Here is a 333-nt window from a genome sequence, read left to right on the forward strand (position 1 = left end):
CCCGCAGCGCCGCGATCAGCTGCCGCGTCACCGCCTCGGCGGGCGGCTCGCTCCAGCGCCGGTAGTGGTAGGGACCGGCGCGCACGTCGCCCTCGCGCCACGCGATCTCGCGGCGATCGAGGAAGCTGCGCGCCGTGAGCGGTCGCACCCGCAACGCGGGCAGCTTCGCGGCGGGCGCATCGGCGGGCGCATCGGCGGGCGCGGACGGGGGCGCCGCGGCGGCCACGCCATCCGCCGGCCGCGCGAGCAGCGTCGACGGCGGCAACGGCGCGAGCAGGAACTCCTCGATCGGCGGCGACGTATTCCGGCAGCCACCGCTCGCCGCGGCGAGCA

At 78.7% G+C, this 333-nt stretch carries 1 protein-coding gene; it reads right to left on the bottom strand.

Translation table 11 applies throughout. The annotated features are described in order from the left end of the window. Positions 1 to 333, bottom strand: a 333-nt coding sequence (locus tag JNK74_29655; protein ID MBL7650340.1) for a membrane integrity-associated transporter subunit PqiC, incomplete at both ends; no start/stop codon positions are given.

This window comes from Candidatus Hydrogenedentota bacterium (assembly GCA_016791475.1).
GTDB lineage: Bacteria > Hydrogenedentota > Hydrogenedentia > Hydrogenedentales > JAEUWI01 > JAEUWI01.